Origin of the sequence: Butyrivibrio sp. WCD3002, from assembly GCF_000424265.1 — a bacterium.
In the GTDB taxonomy this organism is placed as follows: Bacteria; Bacillota; Clostridia; order Lachnospirales; family Lachnospiraceae; genus Butyrivibrio.
The window spans coordinates 1-19,622 of sequence record NZ_AUJO01000029.1 but is presented as its reverse complement, the minus strand read 5'-3'; the positions used below and the strand labels follow the sequence as shown (position 1 = coordinate 19,622).

The 19,622-nt window shown below is 42.5% G+C and carries 24 protein-coding genes; 23 read left to right on the top strand and 1 reads right to left on the bottom strand.

The features are described from left to right. The first annotated feature begins 7 nt into the window (after window positions 1–7). The 15 genes from G608_RS0116195 to ybaK all read left to right on the top strand — a co-directional run bounded on the left by G608_RS0116195 (window position 8) and on the right by ybaK (window position 11,580). On the top strand, window positions 8–895 hold the full coding sequence (locus tag G608_RS0116195; RefSeq protein WP_026496886.1) for a carbohydrate ABC transporter permease: 888 nt from the start codon (window positions 8–10) through the stop codon (window positions 893–895). 1 nt (window position 896) lies between these two features. Next, complete coding sequence (locus tag G608_RS0116190) at window positions 897–1,748, top strand: carbohydrate ABC transporter permease (RefSeq protein ID WP_026496885.1); 852 nt, start codon at window positions 897–899, stop codon at window positions 1,746–1,748. 2 nt (window positions 1,749–1,750) lie between these two features. Then, entirely contained in the window at window positions 1,751–2,494 is a 744-nt protein-coding gene (locus G608_RS0116185; RefSeq protein ID WP_026496884.1) for a response regulator transcription factor, read from the top strand. A gap of 82 nt (window positions 2,495–2,576) precedes the next feature. Next, window positions 2,577–3,308, top strand: coding sequence for a glucosamine-6-phosphate deaminase (gene nagB / locus G608_RS0116180; protein ID WP_026496883.1), 732 nt, complete (start codon window positions 2,577–2,579; stop codon window positions 3,306–3,308). A 473-nt stretch (window positions 3,309–3,781) separates the two neighbouring features. Beyond that, window positions 3,782–4,951, top strand: coding sequence for an endo-1,4-beta-xylanase (locus G608_RS21555; RefSeq protein WP_051209445.1), 1,170 nt, complete (start codon window positions 3,782–3,784; stop codon window positions 4,949–4,951). Window positions 4,952–4,991: 40 nt separating this feature from the next. Then, window positions 4,992–5,654, top strand: a complete 663-nt coding sequence (locus tag G608_RS0116165) for a DUF4230 domain-containing protein (RefSeq protein WP_026496881.1) — start codon at window positions 4,992–4,994, stop codon at window positions 5,652–5,654. 14 nt (window positions 5,655–5,668) lie between these two features. Then, window positions 5,669–6,439: a hypothetical protein gene (locus G608_RS0116160; RefSeq protein ID WP_026496880.1), complete on the top strand. Its 771-nt coding sequence runs from the start codon at window positions 5,669–5,671 to the stop codon at window positions 6,437–6,439. Window positions 6,440–6,459: 20 nt separating this feature from the next. After that, complete coding sequence (locus tag G608_RS0116155; RefSeq protein ID WP_026496879.1) at window positions 6,460–7,293, top strand: AIM24 family protein; 834 nt, start codon at window positions 6,460–6,462, stop codon at window positions 7,291–7,293. Window positions 7,294–7,565: 272 nt separating this feature from the next. Further along, window positions 7,566–8,267 carry a GGDEF domain-containing protein gene (locus G608_RS22645; protein WP_051209443.1) on the top strand — a complete coding sequence of 234 codons (702 nt, stop codon included), beginning with the start codon at window positions 7,566–7,568 and terminating at the stop codon, window positions 8,265–8,267. Window positions 8,268–8,418: 151 nt separating this feature from the next. Then, the gene (locus tag G608_RS0116145) at window positions 8,419–8,952 is read left to right on the top strand and encodes a DUF6442 family protein (RefSeq protein ID WP_026496878.1); all 534 of its coding nucleotides are present in this window, start codon (window positions 8,419–8,421) and stop codon (window positions 8,950–8,952) included. A gap of 3 nt (window positions 8,953–8,955) precedes the next feature. Next, on the top strand, window positions 8,956–9,150 hold the full coding sequence (locus G608_RS0116140) for a helix-turn-helix transcriptional regulator (RefSeq protein ID WP_026496877.1): 195 nt from the start codon (window positions 8,956–8,958) through the stop codon (window positions 9,148–9,150). Window positions 9,151–9,169: 19 nt separating this feature from the next. Beyond that, a complete protein-coding gene (locus G608_RS0116135; RefSeq protein WP_026496876.1) occupies window positions 9,170–10,336 on the top strand; it encodes a hypothetical protein in 1,167 nt (388 codons plus the stop codon). Between the two features lie 28 nt (window positions 10,337–10,364). Further along, entirely contained in the window at window positions 10,365–10,580 is a 216-nt protein-coding gene (locus G608_RS0116130) for a hypothetical protein (protein ID WP_026496875.1), read from the top strand. A gap of 235 nt (window positions 10,581–10,815) precedes the next feature. Further along, window positions 10,816–11,049: a GlsB/YeaQ/YmgE family stress response membrane protein gene (locus G608_RS0116125; protein WP_026496874.1), complete on the top strand. Its 234-nt coding sequence runs from the start codon at window positions 10,816–10,818 to the stop codon at window positions 11,047–11,049. Window positions 11,050–11,106: 57 nt separating this feature from the next. Then, window positions 11,107–11,580, top strand: coding sequence for a Cys-tRNA(Pro) deacylase (gene ybaK / locus G608_RS0116120; RefSeq protein ID WP_026496873.1), 474 nt, complete (start codon window positions 11,107–11,109; stop codon window positions 11,578–11,580). A 50-nt stretch (window positions 11,581–11,630) separates the two neighbouring features. Here the strand turns inward: ybaK and G608_RS0116115 are convergent, their stop codons facing one another. Beyond that, window positions 11,631–12,404: an HD domain-containing protein gene (locus G608_RS0116115; RefSeq protein ID WP_026496872.1), complete on the bottom strand. Its 774-nt coding sequence runs from the start codon at window positions 12,402–12,404 to the stop codon at window positions 11,631–11,633. A gap of 181 nt (window positions 12,405–12,585) precedes the next feature. Between G608_RS0116115 and G608_RS0116110 the strand changes: the two genes are divergently transcribed. The 8 genes from G608_RS0116110 to G608_RS0116075 all read left to right on the top strand — a co-directional run bounded on the left by G608_RS0116110 (window position 12,586) and on the right by G608_RS0116075 (window position 19,292). Next, window positions 12,586–13,440 (top strand): patatin-like phospholipase family protein, encoded by an 855-nt coding sequence (locus G608_RS0116110; protein ID WP_026496871.1) that lies wholly within the window; start codon window positions 12,586–12,588, stop codon window positions 13,438–13,440. A gap of 43 nt (window positions 13,441–13,483) precedes the next feature. Further along, window positions 13,484–14,050, top strand: coding sequence for a rhomboid family intramembrane serine protease (locus G608_RS0116105; protein ID WP_026496870.1), 567 nt, complete (start codon window positions 13,484–13,486; stop codon window positions 14,048–14,050). A gap of 60 nt (window positions 14,051–14,110) precedes the next feature. After that, window positions 14,111–14,896 carry a histidine phosphatase family protein gene (locus G608_RS0116100; protein WP_026496869.1) on the top strand — a complete coding sequence of 262 codons (786 nt, stop codon included), beginning with the start codon at window positions 14,111–14,113 and terminating at the stop codon, window positions 14,894–14,896. A gap of 70 nt (window positions 14,897–14,966) precedes the next feature. Then, window positions 14,967–15,254 (top strand): Nif11-like leader peptide family natural product precursor, encoded by a 288-nt coding sequence (locus G608_RS0116095; protein WP_026496868.1) that lies wholly within the window; start codon window positions 14,967–14,969, stop codon window positions 15,252–15,254. A 3-nt stretch (window positions 15,255–15,257) separates the two neighbouring features. After that, window positions 15,258–16,346, top strand: coding sequence for a metallophosphoesterase (locus G608_RS0116090; protein ID WP_026496867.1), 1,089 nt, complete (start codon window positions 15,258–15,260; stop codon window positions 16,344–16,346). Window positions 16,347–16,378: 32 nt separating this feature from the next. Beyond that, complete coding sequence (locus G608_RS0116085; protein ID WP_026496866.1) at window positions 16,379–16,954, top strand: xanthine phosphoribosyltransferase; 576 nt, start codon at window positions 16,379–16,381, stop codon at window positions 16,952–16,954. 13 nt (window positions 16,955–16,967) lie between these two features. Further along, entirely contained in the window at window positions 16,968–17,927 is a 960-nt protein-coding gene (locus G608_RS0116080) for an alpha/beta hydrolase (RefSeq protein WP_026496865.1), read from the top strand. A gap of 27 nt (window positions 17,928–17,954) precedes the next feature. Further along, on the top strand, window positions 17,955–19,292 hold the full coding sequence (locus G608_RS0116075) for an MATE family efflux transporter (protein WP_026496864.1): 1,338 nt from the start codon (window positions 17,955–17,957) through the stop codon (window positions 19,290–19,292). The last annotated feature ends 330 nt before the right edge of the window (window positions 19,293–19,622 follow it).

The following is a 19,622-nucleotide window of genomic DNA, read 5'->3' as shown; positions in this document are numbered from 1 at the left end:
AAAAGCTATGTCAAACATATACAAGAGCAAAAAATACATATTTCTGTTTCTTGCACCGGCATTTCTCTTTTTGATAATTTACCTGTATTATCCGTTCTTTGTGAATATTTACGGGAGCTTCAGATCCATAAAAAACCTGGGTACCTATGGCACAAAATGGAATTCTCCATGGTATGAGAATTATGTAAAGCTTGCTACGGACCCGGTGGTATGGACCTCCCTTAAAAACACATTTTTGATGATAATAGCCACGATAGTGGGACAGGTTGGAATAGCCCTTATACTTGCTATTCTTGTTGACAATATCGGCAGAGGAACTCAGTTTTTCAGAACCGTGTATTTCTTCCCTATTGTAATCTCAGCCACGGCTTTGGGCCTTTTGTTCAATCTGATCTTTCTCTATGACAAGGGAATGCTTAATCAGTTTCTTGAGGCCCTTGGCAGACTAAAGCTGATAGATTACAAGAGCGAGAAGCTTGCGATTGTGACCATGATGATTCCCGTTGTCTGGCAATATGTGGGTTTCTACTTTGTCATACTCCAGACAGGATTAAACAACATCTCTCAGGAGCTGTATGAATCCGCGGAGATTGATGGTGCCACAAGATTCCAGAGGGTATGGTACATTTCACTTCCGCTTCTTAGGAACGTGATCTGTACATGCCTTACGCTGGGAGTTACCGGAGCACTGAAGGTCTTTGATCTTCCATGGACCATGTTTCCCAAGGGAATGCCTCTTAAGAAGACCTTCCTTACGGGTACATATATGTACTATCAGACCATGGAGGCTAAAAACGTGGACTACGGCGCAACTTTGGCAGTGCTGATAGTTGTATTGGGAGTTGTTCTATCAAGGATCACAAGGCGTGCCTTCAAAGAAAGCGAGGACTTCTGATATGAAGAGAAATAAGATCGGTCTCGCTTTCATATATTTAATACTGAGTGCCTGGGCGCTGACCACAATTTATCCTTTGTTTTGGGTTTTGGAGAATTCCTTTAAGGCCAAGGACAAGATATTAAAGCAGAGCTTTGCACTGCCGGTGGGAGATCTTTTCACTCTGGCCAATTACAGAAGGGCCTTCGAGAGGCTTGATATCGGTCACGCATACATAAACAGTATCTTTATATCCGGCTGTGTAACTCTTGGGGTAATGGTGCTGGCGGGGCTTGCATCCTTTGCTCTTGTGAGATTTGATTTTAAGGCAAAAAAGCTGTGCCACACTTTGGTTATTGCAGCGATGATGTTTCCTGTTTTTTCTACTATTATTCCTGTATACACCATGGAATCGAGCTGGCATATCACTAACACATCCAACTGGCTTTTAAACATGATATCGGTGATACTGCCGCAGGTTGCAGGTAACATGAGCTTTGCCATAATCGTGCTTATGGGTTATGTTCAGTCTCTTCCCTTAGAGTTGGAGGAAGCAGCACATCTTGAGGGCTGCTCTATACCGCAGATTTTCTTTAAGATAGTTGTGCCTTTGGGAAAACCGTCCTTTGTAACGGTGGCAATATTCTCGTTTTTATGGAGCTACAACGATCTGTTTACTCAGATGTTTTTCCTAAGACGTCCTGAGATGCAGGCTATTACAAGACTCCTTAACGAGCTGACCTCCAAAGAGGGAACCAACTATGGCCTTATGGCATCGGCGGTAACACTGGTAATCATTCCTGTCATCATAGTGTATGTTTTCCTGCAAAAGTATATAATTAAAGGGATGACTGCAGGCGCTGTAAAGGGTTGAGTATGTATAAGGTACTGATTGTTGATGATGAGCCCGTTATTGCGGAGGGGCTTAAGAAAATAGTTGATTGGGAGAAGTATAACTGTGTGGTTGCTGGGACAGCCTCTTCAGGAAAAGAGGGCCTTGCCATGGTGGAGAAGTGCAACCCGGACATTCTTTTTACGGATATCAGAATGCCGGGGATGGACGGACTTACCATGCTGGCAGCTCTTCGCAGTGAGCACAAAAACCTTCAGGTTATCATTCTGACAGGCTATAGGGATTTTGATTATGCCAGGGAGGCACTGAATCTTGGAGTGTTCAGATATCTTGTTAAGCCCTCTAAGATGAAGGAGCTTGATGAAGCAATGGAGAGTCTCTCTGAGAGACTTGCTGCCATGTCTGATACTTCGGAGACGGGTCCTGAAGATGATAACACAAGTGCTAACAACTTTATCGTCAAGCAGGCAATCAGCTACATTGAGGAGCATTACAGAGAAAAGCTACAGCTTACGGATGTGGCAGAGAAGGTCTATGTGAGTCACTGGCATCTCAGTAAGCTGCTAAACAGTACAGGTAAAAGCTTTTCCGATGTTTTAAATGAGGTCCGTATTGAGAATGCAAAGGAGCTGATGGAGGATTCATCCCTTCATATTGCGGACATTTCGGACAGAGTCGGATTTGCGGATACAGCGCATTTTTCCAGAGTATTCAAAAAGTACACCGGAATGAGCGCCAATGAATATAGAAATAAGTTTTTAAGATAACCGGCTACTATGCAGCTATGTGGAGATTGTTCTGCATAGCTGTTTTTGTAAGTGATTCTATTTATGAAAAGGAAAACGGATTATGAAGATTTTCAGGGCGAAAGATTATTATGATATGAGCAGGAAGGCAGCAAATATAATATCTGCCCAGATTATTATGAAGCCTGACTGTGTTTTGGGACTTGCCACGGGATCAACTCCCATCGGAACCTATGATCAGCTGGTGGAATGGTATAAAAAGGGAGACCTGGATTTTTCGCAGGTTACAACCGTAAATCTTGACGAGTACAGAGGTATCACAAAGGATGATCCTCACAGCTACTATTATTTTATGAATGAGAAGCTTTTTTCCAAGGTGAATATAGATACATCAAGGACCTTTATCCCTGATGGCATGGATGAGGATGCGGAGCATGCCTGCAAGAGCTATGATGCTATTATAAAGCGCTGCGGAGGGATTGATCTGCAGCTCCTTGGTCTCGGACACAACGGACACATCGGTTTCAATGAGCCGGGTACTGCTTTTGAAGCACAGACTCATCTTGTGAATCTGACGGAGACCACAAAAAAGGCGAACCAGAGATTTTTTGCAGAGGATGAGAATGTGCCAAGTCAGGCCTACACCATGGGTATTAAGTCCATTATGCAGGCAAAAAAGATCGTGGTTGTTGTAAGCGGAGCCGACAAGGCTGAGGCTCTTTTCGCAGCAGTTAGAGGCGAAATATCTCCCGCAGTTCAGGCTTCCGTTTTACAGCTTCACAATGATGTGACAATCGTTGCAGATAAGGAAGCCTGCAGCCTTCTTGATGCGTGATTAACTCTATATTTTTGTCGTGTGATAGTTGTGTGATATATGGGCTGATAATATAAGATCATCAGATGAAACAAACAACGCAAACACATGAAAGAGTTATGGAGGATAAAGCAATGAAGGTTATTGATAAGGTTCTTATGTTTTTCGGAATTCACAGAAGAAGATATATCAGTTGCCCCTGCAATAGATGAGGTAGAAAATAAAATTAGACATAAACACAGCAATGGTGGCGAGTGCTTTACCAAAGCTGTGTTTTTCTTTTTCCTTTTTTCTCGCAATATCCACACTAAAAGCCACAATTACTGAGTAGCTGAAAAACTTGTTTTTTTCTATATTTAGGGCATGACTTATGGGGAAGTATAAGCTGTGAGGGCTTAGCGAAGTATCTTTGAGCTTAGCCCGAACGTGTTCCGGCGAGTGAAACGAGAGCGGAACTTCATTATTATTTTTTTCAGGAGGAAGAAAAGGAAGAAATGAAAAAGACAACAATTGCATGCAGCATTCTCGTGATGTCAATCATTGCAGGCTGCGGGAAAACAGTGGAGGAGGCACCTGCAGAAGCTATTCTTAAGGATCTCAGCGCGGACTACTTTACCTTTGGTGTTGGTATAAACGGAAGTACTCCCGATAATCAGTGTCTGAACAATCCTGCGTACATGGAGCTTTCCAAGAAACAGTTTAACAGCTGCACCATGACTAACCTTATGAAGAGCTGCTACATTCTTGATCAGTTTAATTCTCAGGAAAATCTGATTAACGGAAGCGAAGAACCCGCTCTTTCATTTTTCACGATAGATCCCACTCTTAAATGGTGCCAGGAAAACGGCATGAAGATGCGCGGACATACTCTTGTATGGCATACACAGGCACCTGAATGGTTTTTCAGAGAGGGCTATAAGGATGATGGAGAATATGTAAGCAGGGAAGTTATGCTTGTAAGAATGGAGAGCTATATTAAGCAGCTCCTTACCCATGTACAGACTGAGTACCCCGGTGTTATCTACTGCTGGGATGTTGTTAATGAAGCTGTTGATCCTGACAGTGCAGACCCTGAGAGCTATTTCAAGTGCAGAACCAAGATAGAAAATGCACCTAATCCCTGGTATGAGACTATCGGTCAGGACTATGTAGAGATGGCTTTCACTTATGCGAGAAAATATGCCGACAGTGACGTAAAGCTTTTCTACAACGACTACAATACCTTCCAGGCACCCAAGACAGAAGGCATTTACAATCTTGCTCAGTCATTAAAAGAAAAAGGCCTTATCGACGGTATCGGTATGCAGGGCTATTGGGGAATTGACTATCCGCCTATGAAGGATATCCAGACCGCCATTGAGAAGTTCGCAGAGCTTGGTCTTGAGATTCAGATAACAGAGCTTTCAGTAGGTGTGGACAAAGAGACAGACGCCATGTTTGAAAAGCAGGCAGATAAATACGAGGAAATCTTTAATCTCCTTTGCGATATGGACACACAGGGTGGTGGACCTGCAAACATCACAAACGTCACAGTCTTTGGTCTTGTGGATCACTACCGCGAAGGAGATACCACCAATTCAAGACTTTTTGACAGAAGCTATATGCCAAAGCCCGCCTTTGGAAAAATTGTGGAAGTACTGGAGTCTAAGTGCGCATCAAGGTAAAATAGAAGATAAAGTATGAAAAAGCAGGGAGGGGAGAATCATGAAGTTTTCCATGCAGCCCAAAAACATTTTTTATCTTGTGGTGATCGCAGTATCTTTAGTGGCCATCATTGTTCTTGGCGTAGGCTATAGCAAAAGCAGAGAAGCGGCCTCCGATATTTCCTTTGAAGGCGGAAGTACTGTCACAATAGAGAAAAAAGAGGATAAGGTACTGATCTCCATAAACACACAGACCATTCAGGAGGGTCTTGAAAACATGGGCTTTCTGGTGACTCAGGAGTACTACTTCACACAGATTGAAAAGTACACCAAGGAAAAAGAGTTGTTTTTGGGGATACCTTCATCATCTGAATTTATGTACAGCTATGATGGTTCGGTTTTTGCAGGTGTAGATTTTACCAAGATTACGGTAGAAAAAGATGACAGTGCAAAGAAGCTTATCGTGAAGCTCCCTGAGTCCGAAATCCAGACGGTGAGCGTGGATAAGGACACCCTGAAAATATATTCGGAAAAGGATTCTCTTTGGAATCCCTTGAAGCTTGAGGACTACAACCTCTCACTTTCAGAGTTTGAAAAGACTGCAAAGCAGAAGGCACTGGACAGTGGAATTCTGGACAGATCTGATGAGCAGGCAAAGGCGCTTATTTCGAACTTTATAAGCAGCATGCCCTCTGCATCAGGCTATGCAGTGACTTTTGAATAAGGGGGAGGTCTAACATGGATTTAAAGAAAATAACAATCGTAGTTTTACTGATACTTCTTGCAACCATATCTGTTACAAAGGTGGCACCCTGGGCAGGGGATCCTCAGAATCACACACATTCCATTGCTCAGACCGAGGATAAAATAACCACCGTGATGACCCTTTCAGGAGGTGCTGCGGCTACCTCCGCAACTCTGTCGCTTCTTCCCGGGGATATGTGTACACCTATTGCTGAGCAGATGGCAGAGCTTTCAAAGTATTTTTTGATGATATTAAGTGCATTGTATCTTGAGAAATTTATGATAAGTCTTTCAGGATATATTGCCTTTAGTATACTTATTCCTTTTGCCTGCATTATTTTGTGCGGAGCAGTACTGTTTGGCAAAAAGAATTGGAATGTCCTTGCAGCAAAGATCGCACTAATCGGAGTAGTGCTTTTTATAATTGTACCTGCCAGCGTAAAGCTCTCTGACATGGTATATCAGACCCAGGCTCAGAGGGTGAACACCGCCGTTGAAGAGTACAATAACTTAGACATAGGAAATGAGACTGAGGGCGGCTTCCTTAACGAGATAGCAACGCTCACAAACGATACTGTTGACAGTGTTACTACTTTCCTTAGCGGTCTGATAGAATCTCTTGCGGTTATGATAGTAACAGCCTGCATCATTCCTATACTTGTCTTTGTATTTTTGGTATGGCTTGTAAAAACCATTTTCGCAACCAATGTGCTGACTCTGGATACGTCAGCCCTTGATGCGTTAACAGGTAAAACCAATAAATAAACCTTATGAGGAGGGGAAAAATGAACATCAGAAATTTTGAAAACGAAGGCAGAAAGTTTGTAAACAACATGGGCAACTTCCATGTGCTTGAGTATCTGCAGGATGCCAGCGTATCTCCCATGAATGCTTCCACAGAGTATTTCATGAGCAAGATGGGCGTTCACAGAAGACAGCTTGTAATCCAGCTCGATGAAAACAATTCAGCTATCGTTCAGGCCGGTGCAATGCAGTGGTCGGCAGGAAATATCGAGGCTACTTCTGGAATTAAGGGTGTAGGCGATCTTTTCGGAAAAATGGTTAAAGGCGCTGTTACCAAGGAATCTGCAGTAAAGCCTGAGTATGTGGGAAATGGATTTTTGACATTAGAGCCCACCTACAAGTTCATTATTCTGGTTGATGTAGGAAGCTGGGGATCCGGAATAACAATTGAGGACGGAATGTTCTATGCCTGCTCAGGTACAGTTAAGAACACTGTCGTTGCAAGGAAAAATCTTTCTTCAGCAGCGCTTGGCGGCGAAGGCCTCTTTAACCTAAGCCTCTCAGGAAGCGGTATTGCAGCTCTCGAAAGTAATGTTCCCTACAACGAGCTTGTTGAGGTTGAGCTTGAAAACGACACTTTGAGAATTGATGGAAATCTTGCTGTTTGCTGGTCCTCTAACCTTGAATTCACAGTTGAGAGATCCACCAAGACTCTTCTTGGCTCAGCTGTAAGCGGAGAGGGCCTCGTGAACGTATACCGCGGAACAGGAAAGGTTCTTATGAGCCCTGTTGCTCCCACATCTTCACTGTATGCTGCCACCAACACAGTAGCAGCCAAGGCCGCAGCTATAACAAGCAACACCCTTGGACACTGATCTGACCATCAAAAAGTGATAAATACATAGTAAAAACACATCCCCTTAAGAAAACTCATTCCGTGAGAGTTCTTAAGGGGATTATTTTGTTTGATGGACGTTTAGCATACAAGACGCGATTTCCGAGTCCGATATAGGGCATATTTACTACATTTAGATCGGAAAATTTATATATGATTAATGATAGATTATCCAAATGATTAATGCTATAAAATAATTATCGGGCATATTATTTCAGAAATAATATCATAGAATATTTCAAGGAGGCTAACATGGCAAAGAAAGTTACAACTGAAGAGACACATCCTATAACTGCAGAAGAACACAAGAAGCTTAATACCAGGAAGAATCCTGTTAATGATGCATTGGGACTGCCACTTGGCGATCAGTTTGACATCGATCTCACAGAGATCCTTGAGAGCAATCCGGAAGAGAGCGGCGAGACAGTGGCCATTGCATTTGTTGATTTCGATGAATTCATGCATATAAACAAGGATTTTGGAGTGGAAGAGGGCGACAGAGTGCTTATCGCTACAGGCGAATACATTAAGAAAAATGCTCCCAAGGAAGCCACTGTTTACCGTATTGGCGGCGATGAATTCGGAATGATCTTCAAGGGCTTTATGGAGAGAGAAGATATCTTCCTTTTCCTCAATGACCTTAAGAACAATTTTGATGTAACTACTCCTGACGGCGAGGGCCACAGCCTTACAATCGGAATGGCAACAGCCTTTGTGGATGCCACACGCTGCGCAGAGCTTATAAGAAAGGCTGACGGAGCACTTTTCCGTGCAAAGAACGGCGGACGAAATAAGGTCGCAATGGCAAGAGAAGAGAAAATGATTCCAAAGACCAGCCATTACACCCAGGATCAGCTTCAGCGCCTCTCCAAGCTTGCAAACAGAGAGGGTATAGGAGAAGCCTTTCTTCTTCGTGAGGCACTTGATCTGCTGCTCAAAAAGTATGATGTGTGATAGCATAATGTAAACTATAAAAACATTTATGTAAAATATACTTGACATTATTCATATAACGAGCTAACATAAAATCACAAAAACAAATAATTGTTTTTTGTAAGTCGACTTGAAACTATTAACTACTTGAATGATTTTGTGGAGGCTCGTTATGTTTGAGAAAATTTTAGCTTTAGCAATTTATGTTGTAATTGTTGTTGTTCTTTGGGTTATAGTCAAAAAAAGAAAAAAGGATACTAATTTCGATGAGATGCAGGAGAAGGTAAGGGCAGAGGGTTACAAGATCGCATTCTTTTCAGTACTTGCCATGCTTACCGGAATAATTATTTATGATGTTATTGCAGGTGAGGCCCTTCCTCAGTATGTACTTAGCGGACTTCTTATTGTTGTAGTAATGCTCAGCTTCACAATATGGGGAATTTATTGCATCAGACATGATTCCTTCTTTGGAATCGGTCAGGACTGGAAGACCTATTTATGTATCTGCATTGTTGTAGGTGCTATTCATTGTAGCTCATTTGTGTCAGAATTTGTTAGAATAATATGTACAGAGCATGATGAGGCATTTATGCATTTGTTTTTTGCAAAGGCGGCATCAAGTGCAGCAATGACAGTTACTTTCTTATCAATGGCCGTTGCCATCGCTATCAAGATGATTGCATCCAAAAAAGAAAGCGAGGACTAAGCCATGAAGAATTTAAAACTTAAATCCGCCAGAGCTGCCAAGGACTTGTCTCAGGAAGATCTTGCCAGGATCTGCGAGGTTTCCAGGCAGACCATAAGTGCCATAGAAAAAGGTGATTACAATCCTACCATCAAGCTTTGTATATCTATATGTAAGGCCCTTGATAAAAGTTTGGATGAACTTTTTTGGGAAGATTAAATCTGACGAGGTGGGTATTATGAAAAGTAAGCTTATAGCGGGGATTCTTGTGTCATCACTTCTTCTGAGCGCATGCGCAGGAAAAGGCGGGGATACTGCAGACTCTGAAAGCAAAGATAATCTGATCACCAAGGCTTTGTCTGAAAAGCTGGGAGAAGATGTCACTGAAGAAACCGAACTCTCCGACTATCAGAAAGCATACATGGATATCGTAAAGGAAGGCCAGTTTAATTTTGATGAAAATGGCGACATGGATTTCGAAGAATATGAGAATATGATGCTTGAAAAGCGCATATACTGCTACTGGCTTTACGACATAGACAAGGATGATATTCCGGAGCTGATTCTTAAATACGGTACCTGCGAAGCGGATTTTCATGGAAGCGTTTATACATATAAGGATGGAAAAACAGAACTTTTAACTGATGAGTTCCCGCTTGGGCATACAGGCCTTTACTCTGATCCCGGCGAAAATGGAATTATATGCTATTGGGGACATATGGGATATGCTTCTGTTTCCAGATTCAGATTTGAAAATGGTGAGACAGCGTACGATTATCTCTATGAGGAAAACATAAACGAAAGAATTGAGAATGGTGAAGAGGATGCTGATTATGCAGCAGCACGGGATATCGTAAGCGGCGCATATTATCTTTCATCTTATGATACAAATACACTTTATCCGATCATAAAATATCATGAGATAGATCAGTATCAGCTGGGTAAGAAACAGCCTAAATCCGGGCCTTTTGGTTATCCGGATGATAATGAAAATATTTACAAAGAGCTGATTGAAAATGATGGAACAGTTACTGCTGTTGCAATGGATGAGTATATGAATTCTCCAGGGAAGGTCCGGTTCAGTGAGCTTTTAAAGGACGGCGTTATCTACCCTTATACCTCAGGTGATCTAAGGACATTTGATGATGGCTATGCTGATTTTAATTCAGATGGAATATATGAGTATTATTTCTATTTCAATACAGCGGATTCAGATTATCACGGATACAGGGGGATTATCAGTAAGCAGGGCGAAGAGTTTTACGTCTATCTGTCCTTTAGTACCAGTGAGACCTCAATATCAGAGGATGGATATCTGATCTACGATAATCCTGATTACAACGAGTACTACAGGGAAAGAATGCTCTTCGACAAAGAGGATAGTGTAATATTTTCTATGGAATAAGTCTGTGCGGGGGAAATGGGGGATGCATATGTTTTTTAAGAAAAAGACAGAAACCAAAACCTATGACAAAGAAAACCTTAGACCTGTGATAAAGGCCAGTATCTGTAACGGGGAGCAGGTGGCCGGTTTTCAGAATATCCATACCGGCGAATTTGAGGAAGTGATGCTCATTAGGGATAATGCTGACCTTGTAGAATTCACAGAGCAGTACGGCATCACGGATAAATTGGAGAAAATCTATTAGTAAGGACTTTTTCCGGGTAGCAGCTTCGGGGTTACAGTCAAAACGAGTTTATATTTCTCCGGATCAGAGGAATACAGTAAGGAGAATTGCAATCATAAATATGTAACGAAGCTAAAGACCGCTATATACTCATATCAGAAACAGACAAAAACGTTGACCTGTCTTGAAAAAGCGCTATCATAATTATGTGTGCTTAAAAAAGTACAGGTACGAGAAAAGAATTGGAGGGAATGATATGGGAATCATATGGGGACTTATTCTTGGAGCACTTGCAGGATTTATTGCCAGCAACATCATGAAGGAGAAATCAGGAACAGTTAAAAACATCATTCTTGGCCTTCTTGGCGGAGTAGTTGGCGGTGTTGTTTTCAGAATCGTCGGATTCGCAGCAACAGGACTTATCGGAAGCCTGATTGTTTCAGTAGTTGGCGCATGCATCTGCATCTGGGCCGGAAGAAAATTATTTTAAAAAATATGGAGCAGCAGATTTCTAAGATTTGCTGCTCAATTTTTATTTGGAGTATTTATGAAAAAAGAAGAAAAGACAAACGTAATGCGTGTACTTGATGGTAAGAAGATTGTCTATGAGAGTCATGCCTATAATCCTGACGCTACCATGAGCGGCGAAGAAATTGCAGAGATTCTTGGTGAGGATCCGGATAAGGTTTTTAAGACTCTGGTGACTCAGGGAAAATCCGGAGCGTATTTTGTCTTCGTTGTTCCTGTAAAAGAGGAGCTTGATCTTAAAAAAGCTGCGAAGGCAGCAGGTGAGAAAGCGGTAAGCATGATTAAGCAAAAGGAGCTTTTACCGCTTACCGGATATGTTCACGGAGGCTGCTCCCCCATTGGAATGAAGAAGCAGTTTCCGACCTTTATACACGAGACTGCAGATAAGTATGACCATATTTTTGTAAGCGCCGGAAAGGTTGGCTTTCAGATAGAGCTTTCACCGGCGGATCTTATTAGCGTAGTAAATTGTAAGCCGGCAGATATTGTGTAAACCTTAGATGCTAAATACTCTTTGAGAGTCAGGATAATTGCAGATCTGATTTAGCTTTTGGCTGCGTAGAATGCTTCAAGTTCCTTGCGGGTATCTGCAAGAGCTTTAAGCATTTCTTCATTTTTTGAGGGGAAATCATACATCTGATCAAGATAGCCCTGTTCCTTTGCAAGCTCCCAGCTAAGGGGATAAACAAGCTCGAAGGCAAGTGCTATGTGACTGATAAGATGGTCTGCAGGCGTTTTCATAACGGACCTTAAAACTGCGTGGTGCTCACGGACCTGATCCATCACAGCGGGAGTTACGCCGGAGCTTATCAGCTCATCCCTGGATACGTTGTAGATATCTTCCATGGGAGTTTCGATATTTACTCTAAGGATATCCACCTTGTCGGCATCCCTTAGAATGTTGCAAAAGTCCAGAGTTTTGCCTGTGATATCCTCTCTGATGCAGAATTTATTGTGCTGCCTGATAACGATTTCCATTATGTCATTGCAGGACATGTCATCAGTAAAAAGGCTTATAAGATTGTCTTCTCCAAAAAGAAGATCCGAGCCAAACTCAGCGTGATCCACCGACTGAGAATCTATGAAGGTGTTATATCTTACCACCTGCTCAAATCTTCCGATGTCGTGAAGCATTCCGGAAAGCCAGGCAAAGGCGGCATCCTCATCCGACATGCCGATTGATTTTGCAATTTTTTCGCAGCTCTCGGCAACCCTGTAGGTGTGTGATATTTTAAGGGCAATCTTTGGATCCTCCGGATCGTAATTTCTTGTATATGCGGCGAACTGCTCGCGGACTCTTTTTCTGTCTATGTTCATGATTTACTCCGATTTTGTTTGTTAATTGTCTTGCTTTTACCCTCAAAAATAATATCATAATTTAGCGCTTTTTGAGAGGCAGAGGGTGATATAATCAATGTTTGAAGGAAAATTCAGATATGGGTTCTGCATTTTATGGGACTGTTTTATATAGGAAAAAGTTTACCAGGGAGACAATAATATGAAAACCGGAATCGTTATGGAAGGCGGAGCAATGCGCGGTATGTTTACCTGCGGCGTGCTGGACGTCTTCATGGAAAAGGGAATTATCTTTGACGGCGCTGTGGGTGTTTCTGCAGGGGCAACCTTTGGAATAAATCTTAAATCAAAGCAGATAGGCAGAGCCTACAGATACAACAAAAAGTATTGCTCAGATAAGAGATATCACAGCATGGAATCGCTGCTTAGAACCGGAAATATTTTTAATGTGAAGTTCTGCTATTCAGAGCTTCCCTACAAGCTTGATCTGTGGGACTACGAGACCTTTGAGAAAAATCCCATGGAGTTTTACTGCGTGGCAACAGACATCAGGACTGGCGGACCTGTTTATCACAGGTGTGACAGCGGAATGGGAAAGGATATGGAGTGGATAAGAGCATCTGCGTCAATGCCCATCGTTTCAAGGCCCGTTGAAATTGACGGCGGAGTTTACTTAGATGGCGGCGCTGCGGATTCCATACCCTTAAAATTCATGGAGGATCAGGGCTATGACAAGATTCTTGTCATTGAGACCCAGCCTGCAGACTACATTAAGGGTAAGCAGCAGTACATGCCTCTTGTAAAAATGACTCTTAGAAAATATCCAAATATGATAAATACTTTGGAAAACCGTCATATAATGTATAATGAGGAAAAGCGATATATCAGGGAAAAAGAGAAACGCGGCGAAGTTTTAGTTATTCGTCCAAAGGAGCCTCTTGCCATAAAAGCTGCTGAGACCGATCCCTCTGAGATCGAGAGAGTTTACAGAATCGGAAGAGAAGCGGGTGAAGAGTTTCTTAAGGAGAGTAACTGGGTTACAGACCAGATAAAATAATAGAAGATATTTTTGTGAACACCGATTATTCGGAGGAAAAGAAATGAAGAAGTTTAAGATATCCTTTAATTCTCCCGTAACATTGGGATTTATCTTTATAAGCTTTATCGTGATGGTCGTTAATTATCTCACAGTTGGATTTTCAAATCAGCTGCTTTTTATGACCTATCGCTGGCCGCTTACATCACCGCTTACTTACGTGAGATTTTTTACTCATGTGCTTGGACATGCAGGATGGGAGCACTTTATAGGTAACGCCACCTATATTCTGTTGCTTGGTCCCATGCTTGAGGAAAAGTACGGTTCAAAGAAGCTGATACTGGTTATTTTGATAACTGCCGTGGTGACGGGACTGTTTCATTTTATTCTTTTTCCTGAGGCAGCACTTTGCGGCGCCAGCGGTGTTGTTTTTGCTTTTATTTTAATGACATCCTTTACAGGCTTTAAGGACGGAGAGATTCCGCTTACCTTCATACTTGTTACCATTGTTTTCATAGGACAGCAGGTGTATGAGGGAATCTTTTTACAGGACGATATTTCGAATCTGACCCATATCCTTGGTGGTATTGTGGGCTCGGTTGCAGGCTACAGACTTAATAAGGCCAAGTGAGCAGTAGGTAAAGATGCCGGCTAAGCCGTTTAATAACCGGAATGAGGAGTATATGAAAAAATGAGACTTTTATTTATCAGACACGGGGATCCCGACTACAAAATTGACGGACTTACAGAAAAAGGGAAGATAGAGGCACAGTGCCTTGCAAAGCACATTCAGGATTTTGGAATAGATGATGTGTATGTGTCCCCCTGCGGACGTGCTCAGAGAACTGCGGAGTATTCTCTGGAGGTTTTGGGAAAGGAAGCGACAACCTTAAGGTGGCTTGAGGAATTTCCGGCACTTTTTGATCCAAACCTTGCCGATGAGGAGACAAAGAAGGCATACCCCAACGAGCTTTTTAAGAAAAAGGATTCAGATGAGTACCATAAGCGCATAGTTTGGGACGTTATGCCATCCTATTACAAGGCTCATCCTGAGATTTTGGATGTTCACACCTATATGGATTCTGACATTGTGAAGTACACGGATATGCCGGAGGTATATGAGAGAGTAATTTCCGGATTCAATCAGCTTTTATCTGATTATGGCTATGAGCGTGACGGCAATGTTTTTAAGGTTAGAGAGAGCAATGATAAGACAATCGCATTCTTCTGCCATTTTGGACTGACATCTGTACTGCTGTCATATCTCTGGGGCGTATCACCCTTTGTGCCCATGCAGTTTCTTGCCATGGCACCAACTTCTGTTACAGAGATCGTGACTGAGGAGAGAGAAAAGGGAATTGCTGTTTTCAGAACCCTTAGAGTCGGTGATATCACCCATCTGACACTAGAGAATGAGAAGCCTTCTTTTTCGGCAAGGTTCTGTGAACGCTTTGAGAATGAGGATGAGAGACACTGAGAATTGGATTTTTCTGCGAAGGATTAGGGACCGCCGCAGAAAATAAAAAATACATAGGAGGAGACAGGTTATGGAGATTACTGAAAAATTGGAAGAGCTGCTAAATAAGGCACGAGATGACAAGGCATTAAAGGAAAAGCTTCTTGGAACAAGAGCTTCAGAAAATCCGATTGCAGATTTTTGCGCTATTGCTACAGAAAACGGATTCTCCATGTCTGTCATGGACATCGTCAATCAGGGAGAGGAGTTCTACGCTGAGATAAAAAGAAGTACCAACGGCGGAGGAGAGAATTCACCAGACCTTGATTTTCAAAATGATGAGTATTCAATTTTTATGATGAGACTTAGGGACCTGTAATTTATGATCTGGATAATCGGCTTTATTATAGTTTCTATACTGTGTTTGATGGGCTTTATCTATATGGTAAGGGCCGTAGGAAGATTCGGGATTTTTAAGAGTATTCGGAATAAGTGGCTAAGAAGGCTTATTCTGGTTTTCATAAATGCTGCAGGCTTTGCACTGCCATGCTATTTTCTTGGAATTATAAATGCCTTTGCCATCTATCTGCATGTGCTTGCATTTACCCTGCTCTTTGGACTGATTTTTGGAATAATCAGGAAAAGAAGAGGCACAGAATTTAAGTATTATTATCAGGGCTGGTGCACCATGGTGGTGTCAGCCGTTTACCTGCTTGTTGCTAATTTTCTTTGCATGCATGTGTGGCAGACGGACTATACTCTTGAGACGGATAAGCTCTCGGAAAACGTGAAGGCCGTTTTCTTTGCGGACTCCCATATAGGTACCACCTTTGACGGCGAGGGCTTTGCAAAGGAAATTGAGAAAATAAAGGAGCAGAATCCGGATATCGTTCTTATTCCCGGAGACTACGTTGACAGCGATACCAAAAGAGAGGACATGGTTCGTGCCTGTGAGGCGCTTGGATCAATTGATGCAAAATACGGAGTCTGGTATGCCTTTGGTAACCACGATAAGAGCAGCTACGGACCAAGGGATTTTACCGCTGAGGACCTTGTAAATGAGCTTACAAAAAATGGTGTCCATGTCATGGAGGATCAGCTGGAGTACGCCGGCGATCTGTGCATTGTGGGAAGAGCTGATGCCATAACTTCAGACAGAAAAGAGCTGGCAGAGCTCCTTGAGGGAGCTGATACCTCAAAATATATTATCGTAATGGATCATGAACCTACGGATTATGATAAAGAATCCAAAACAGCTGCAGACCTTGTGATTTCAGGCCACACCCATGGCGGACAGCTTATACCAATCACTTATCTTGGAGTGTGGATGGGTATAAACGACAGGACCTATGGATACGAGAGACGGGGAAATGTGGATTTCATTGTAACCTCCGGAATCTCTGACTGGGCGGTGGATTTTAAGACAGGCACAAAGTCTGAGTATGTTATGATGGATATAGGGAAACACTAATGGGTTTTTTATAGCAGAAAGCGAGGTACTTCATGAAAATTCTGGAAGAGAAGATACTTGAGGAGGGCCGTGTATATCCGGGGAATATACTAAAGGTCGACAGTTTCCTTAATCACCAGATAGATGTTGGTCTTTTGGATGTACTTGGGGAAGCTATTTATGAAAAGTACAAGGATAAGAAGATTACGAAAATTCTTACCATCGAGGCATCGGGAATTGCGGTGGCATGCTCTGTTGCAAAGCATTTTAATGTGCCTGTCATTTTTGCAAAGAAATCTAAGAGCCTTAATCTTGGAGATGATGTATATGTTTCAAGAATAAGCTCCTACACCTATGGAAAAGAGTATGACGCAGTTGTTTCAAGAGATTTTCTTGGGAAGGATGATAATGTCATAATTGTGGATGACTTCATTGCTATCGGAAATGCCATGAAGGGACTTATTGAAATCTGCGACCAGGCAGGAGCAAAGATAGAGGGTATCGGCATCTGCATCGAGAAGGGCTATCAGCATGGCGGAGATGATGTGAGACAGATGGGCTTTGATGTTACATCCCTTGCAATAATCGACGACATGAAGGAAGACGGAACAATAATATTCAGGGAGTAAATTAAAAAAGGACATGAAATCAGACAGAATTAATTTATGGAAAAAGGGTGAGTACAGCTACTCACATGCGTTGGGGTTTGAACCTAATATGGTCAGCTATTTACACGAGGATGATGAAAAGCATCCTTGTATCGTTGTGGTTCCCGGAGGCGGTTACTGCATGGTGGCACCGCCTGAGGGCGAGCTTGTGGCACTTAAATTTTTTGAGTTTGGCTACAATGCATTTGTTATTACCTACACAACCAATCTTTTGATGGATACACCGCTGAATTTTCAGCCCATGAAGGATGTGTCCAGAGCAATCAGAAAAATAAGGAAGGATGCGGATAAATACGGAATTCTTCCGGACAGACTGATGATATGCGGATATTCTGCAGGGGGACATCTCTGCGGATCGGTGTGCGTTCACTATGAGGATATCGAGGAGACTGATGAGAGCTTAAAGGATATCTCAAACAGACCTGATGCAGCGCTTCTTAGTTATCCTGTAATCACCTCAGGGGAGTTTGCCCACAGGGATTCCTTCATTGCACTTCTTGGAAGGGATGCTGATGAGAAGCAACTTGAGTATTTTTCATTGGAAAAACAAGTGACAAAGGATACTCCGCCCACATTTTTATGGCATACCATACCGGATGGTCTTGTTCCTGTTGAGAACAGCTTTTTATACGAAGCTGCACTTAGGAAAGCAGGAGTAAGGCATGCACTTCACCTTTTCTCTCACGGAGATCACGGGCTTTCCCTTGGAAATGAGGATTGGGCTAAGGGAAGATTTGGCGGAATGTATACCATGGAGCAGACTGAAAACATTATAAAGGCTCTTAGGGAGGACACCATAGAGACCACTCCCGAGAAAAAGAAGGAAATGCTTGATATGTTCGGGGGCGGCGGATTCCCGGAGGGTAAGCCTGTTCACGAGATAAGACTTTGGCCTGAGCTTGCAAATGACTGGTTCAAGGAACTTTTTGAGTAACGTTTTATAGGAGCTTATAGCAGTTTTATGGCTAGAAAAAATAATTTTGACATGCTAAACGGCAGTCTTTTGGATAAGATAGTAATGTTCGCACTGCCGCTGGCTATATCCAGCATCTCTCAGCAGCTTTTTAACGCTGCTGATCTTGCTGTTGTGGGAAGATTTGCTTCACCGGAAGCCATGGCGGCGGTCGGAAGTAATTCTTCCGTAATAGGTCTTATAATCAGCTTTTTTATAGGTCTGTCCGTCGGTGCTAATGCACTGATAGCCATGCAGATAGGCGGTGGACATAAGGATGAGATAAACGATACGGTGCATACCGTTATTACGCTGTCTCTCATTGCAGGCTTTGCGCTTATTCTGATTGGCTTTTTCATATCAAAACCGATACTGGTGCTGATGGCAGCGCCGGAAAATGTAATGGGGCTGGCAATACTGTATCTTAGGATATACTTTTTTGCCATGCCTGCAATTATGGTATATAACTACGGCTCTGCAGTCCTTAGAAGTAAGGGGGATTCCGCCAGGCCGCTGTATGCCATGCTTATGGCAGGTGTTATAAATATTCTTTTAAATCTCCTGTTCGTTATAGGCTTCCATCTGCACGTAATAGGTGTTGCGCTGGCTACGGTGCTCTCCAATATGTTTGGTGCGGGATATATTCTTTTTATTCTGATGAACGAGGAGGAAGCCTTCAGACTGAGCTTTAAAAAGCTAAAGATCAGGAAAAAGTATCTTATTCGCATGATGCAGATAGGTCTTCCCGCAGGACTTCAGGGTGCGGTGTTCTCACTTTCCAACGTTGTTATCCAGTCAGCGGTTAACAGCTTTGGCTCCGACGCCATTGCGGGTTCTACCGCAGCTGCCAATTTTGATTTTATATCCTACTGCGCCATGAGCTCTTTCGTTCAGGCGGGAGTTACCTTCACAAGTCAGAACTATGGTGCCCGCAAATTCGAAAGATGTAAAAAGGTATTCAGGATATGTATGGGATGCGGCGTAGGCATATCTGCGGTTGTGGTATTTGTACTGGTGACTTTCCGTTATCAGATGATAAGCCTCTTTACCACAGAGCCTGCAGTTATAGATTTTGCAATGATCAGAATTATGAATGCGTTTATTCTGCATTTCCTTATAGGCTCCTATGAGATAAGCGGTGGCTGTCTGCGCGGTATGAACCATTCGCTTTCTCCTGCGCTGATATCCATCTTTGGAACCTGTGTATTCAGACTTATCTATGTGTTTACATATATTCCAAAGCACCATGATTTTGGAACCTTGTTCAGAGTTTATCCGATCTCATGGGCCATCACGGGAGTGATCACTTTGACGGTCTACTTCATCGTAAGGTCAAAAGAAACTTAAATGAAAAAGTAAATTCCAGTTGCTAATAAATGCCTCAAAATGCGGATTTAAATTCCGTTTTTGCACCTTAACAATTTCATATTTTTGCCATATAATGAGCCCATAAGCACCCAGTTTGATAGTTTTTTGCATGCTAATGGGGCACCTGGAAAATAGTGTGCGAGACTAAATTCCACATGCCTTGTATGTAAGACTAAATTCTGGTGCAGTGAAATCTGCCTGTGCTTAAACTATTTTATTTCAACAGGGCTGGACACAGCATTACATCATCTGGGGCTATATGTTCTAGGCCCAATGCTTTATGAATCGAATTGTCCAGGAGTAAAAGAG